We start from the raw sequence: 3,526 nt of genomic DNA on the forward strand, positions 1-3,526 counted from the left end.
AAAAGATCGTGGAAATTTTGGAAAAAATAGCCGGTTGGTCGTATTTTCACGCTGAAACAAAAACCGCCATTTTAATAACAAATTAGCAACATAAAAATAGTGTGTTTTACGGGTGAAAAATAGGAAGTTTTAAGCGTTTGATGGTGTTTTTTGAACGAGTGCCTAAGTCGCATTACGCTTAAGCCCCTTTATGTTAAATAATACCTTAGATTGATAACTTCTTAATGCTTATAAAAAATAGAGTGCATTGTATAAATGTACTCTATTCAGAGATATAATTTTAAAATGAAGGTAATTGATTAGATGAATTATTGATCACTTGGATCTTAAGATGCAAAAAAACACCATTAGCATTACCTGATTCTACAGCGTTTGTCCAACCAATGAAAAGAGCCTCATTAATAAACCAATCAATTACTCGTTTGCAATAACGTATTGCAGTATTCTCAGGATTATCTTGGTTGTACAAATTCATAATACGACCTGAATCAACAAAAAATGTAGGATTTCCTACTGTTGCTTCACTAGGGTCGGGAAATTTAAACCTAGGCATTCTATCTATCCTTTAATAAAGGTTCTTTGACACATTGAACATTTGAGTCCATTTTTTTCATTAAACAGTGTCATTGTCTTGCAAAATGGACACTGTTTACCTTTCCCCCCCCGCCCTTCATTTATGGGTGTTTTTACTGAAGAGTGACATGAAGTACAACTATTGCCAAAAAGCGTTAAGTTATTACAAAAAGGACATTTTTTCCCTGGCATTACGTTTACATCCATTAGATATGCATACAATATATAAATTATATATTTTAAATGTTTTCCTTGTAAAGCAAATAGTTATAGCACTAAAAATCACAATAAAAACATAAGTCACCGCAGGTATTTTAGATGAAAACATTGGAATAATGTAAATATTTAGAATATTAACCCAGTAAAATTTCAAAGTTAATTTTTAGAAATGAAGCTACCTTCTGGTTTTTTTCATGGTTTTAGACTACAGTGTGCTATACATGTATATCACGAATAATTCAGGAGGTAGCCATGTTAGCTATTCGTTTATCTGATGACATTGAAACACGTCTGGAGTCACTCGCAAAACAGACAGGAAGAACCAAAACATTCTATGCGAGAGAAGCTATTCTCACTCATTTGGAAGATTTGGAAGACTATTACCTGTCCGCTGAGACCGTTGCAAAAATTCGTCGCGGTGAAGAACAGGTTCATTCCGCTGAAGACGTGAGGAAAGCACTTGGTCTGGACGATTAATTATTCTGAACGGGCGTTAAAATCTCTACGAAAAATGGATAAACAGAATGCCTGTCGTATTGTTGATTTCATGGACTTACGCATTGCTGTTTTAGATGACCCTCGTAAATCAGGCAAACCACTCAAAGGTGAGCTGGGTGAATTCTGGCGTTATAGAGTTGGTGACTATCGGATACTATGCGAGATAAGGGATGATGAGCTCATTATTCTTGCTGCAATTATAGGGCACCGAAAGGAAGTTTATTATTAATAATTTATGCATAATATTTAATAATTATTAAAATTAATTTTATTAGATGCTATAAAAAAACATGTCAAATAATGTGTATGGGGAATTGCATGGCGCCAAGAGATATTATATTCAATAAGGAAAATATAAATTAGCTATCGTGCTGAGATTTCTTGATTACCTCAGCACTTTTCAGCTAATACTAATTATGGGGGCAGGATAAAAATCAAATAAATTGTATATCAATAGCTTTTAATCCCTTATTTGTTTTAACTGTATTAAATTCAACATTTATTCCTTTCGGTATTTCCATTATGTATTTATCATCAGAAATATCTTCAGTTCTAAAAATAACATCCCTTCCTTTTTCTCTTCTTATAAATCCATATCCTTTAATCGGATCGAAGAAATTAATATATCCGCATTCCATATTTTTATTTCACCTTAGGTAGCATTGACTTCATTTTACCCCTTAGTTCATTAGCCAATTTTTTATTTGTTCGCCCAACAATTCCTATCTCATAGATTATTTTATTTACTTTTTTTATTTGTTCATCACTTAGTGGTAAAGAGAAATTTTTTATGTAGTTATTTGAAAGGAAAACTATTTTCCTTATTTTATACTCATCATACAAAGGAAGTATCTCACTTAGTTTTTCTCTTAGCTCTATTGACTGAGGATGCCCTAGTCTGTGCATTTGAGCCACTTTCCCTGATGCTTTATTCCATAGCTTATGGTACTCACTCGATGTTCTATCAACAACAGATTCTTTCTGGCATATAAAAACAAGATACCTAATATATCTACGGTTTTCTTTACTTACTTTGGGTTTTTTATGTTTTACCCACAACCCTGTAACATGTAATTTTGAATTATGGTGATCTGATTTTTCTATTACTGTTTTATCATTATTTATAGATAGTCTGTGCCTATTTATCATTCCTATTACTGTTGTTATAGCTTTTGTTTCTTCTTCTTTTGATAATTTTTTATCTGAAGATATAGTAATATCATCAAGTAATCTAGTATAGGTCATCCCCATTCTATTTAGTTTACTTACTATATTGTGCTCATCATTAAAGAAAATTAAATTTGCTATATAGCTTGATGTACACGCACCTTGCGGGAGTTTATCATTTAAGGTGACCAGCTTAGTAAGCGTTTCTGAAATTGAAGGGGAAAACCTCATCATATTTTTAAATATATTTAAAATATCTTTTTTACTTATTGATGGATAAAAATTTGTTATATCAAGAGATATAATTGTTTTTTTACCTGAATGAAATCCAGCATTTGATACATAATCTCTATTTTTTAATCCACCATGTAAATAAACAGGATATTTAACTTTACAAAATATCTCTTCATTTATTTTTTTTTGGATGTATTTCAAGCCTTTTTTTGGTTCAAAAATAGCTCTTTCTTTTTTATTTTTGCCTGTTTTTATACAGAAGTCTTTATAGGATTTTGGGATGGATAGCACAATTTTATCTAAAATTTCTGGTGTAACCCCTAACATAGCAGCTAGAGATGAATGAGAGCTTAATTGAGTTCCATTAAATAGAGGTTTCATAAAATTAGGTTGAGTTAAAAGTCGATTAGAAGAATAACGTAGCTATAAAAGCTATTATTTTCAATATAATCAAGTACGGATAGATCTTCATACAAAGATTTTTCAGCACTTCCATAAAGCCAATCCCTTTTTTTCTACGACTACTACTGTCTCCAGTTCCGTAATTGTAGGTCTTATTAATTACACTTAAGTTGATGTTAAATTTAAACATTCTAGTCTTCCTTCTTTGGTTGTTGGGTTTTGCCAGACCAGTAAGGAACACAAGGAATAAATCAATTGGCTTTAGGGACTTTTACTCACATTGCCAGACAACTGTCGAAGTATTCGGAGCCATTCATAGCGTTTTGCGATGGATGAACCTACCCTTAGACGGGGATGCCGGTCATGATCTCATGAAGAGATCGCCTTTTCAGGCGTAGTTTTCCTTGAGTAATTCGGTGTAATTAATTTTTTT

Annotated in this window: 5 protein-coding genes; 2 read left to right on the forward strand and 3 right to left on the reverse strand. The window is 32.1% G+C overall.

The annotated features are described in order from the left end of the window. Positions 1 to 280 precede the first annotated feature (280 nt). On the reverse strand, positions 281 to 553 hold the full coding sequence (locus BHE89_RS12550) for a hypothetical protein (protein WP_069368822.1): 273 nt from the start codon (positions 551 to 553) through the stop codon (positions 281 to 283). 491 nt (positions 554 to 1,044) lie between these two features. On the opposite strand from BHE89_RS12550, the gene relB reads away from it, so the two are divergent. Then, entirely contained in the window at positions 1,045 to 1,269 is a 225-nt protein-coding gene (gene relB / locus BHE89_RS12555) for a type II toxin-antitoxin system RelB family antitoxin (RefSeq protein ID WP_069368821.1), read from the forward strand. Then, the gene (locus tag BHE89_RS12560) at positions 1,253 to 1,519 is read left to right on the forward strand and encodes a type II toxin-antitoxin system RelE family toxin (protein WP_069368820.1); all 267 of its coding nucleotides are present in this window, start codon (positions 1,253 to 1,255) and stop codon (positions 1,517 to 1,519) included. Before relB ends, BHE89_RS12560 begins: the two co-directional genes overlap by 17 nt. A 205-nt stretch (positions 1,520 to 1,724) precedes the next feature. On the opposite strand, the gene BHE89_RS12565 is transcribed toward BHE89_RS12560, so the two are convergent. Next, complete coding sequence (locus BHE89_RS12565; RefSeq protein ID WP_069368819.1) at positions 1,725 to 1,928, reverse strand: retron Se72 family effector protein; 204 nt, start codon at positions 1,926 to 1,928, stop codon at positions 1,725 to 1,727. Positions 1,929 to 1,932: 4 nt separating this feature from the next. After that, positions 1,933 to 3,072, reverse strand: a complete 1,140-nt coding sequence (locus BHE89_RS12570) for a reverse transcriptase family protein (RefSeq protein WP_069368818.1) — start codon at positions 3,070 to 3,072, stop codon at positions 1,933 to 1,935. Positions 3,073 to 3,526 lie beyond the last annotated feature (454 nt).

Origin of the sequence: Shigella sp. FC1967, assembly GCF_001743005.1 — a bacterium.
GTDB lineage: Bacteria > Pseudomonadota > Gammaproteobacteria > Enterobacterales > Enterobacteriaceae > Proteus.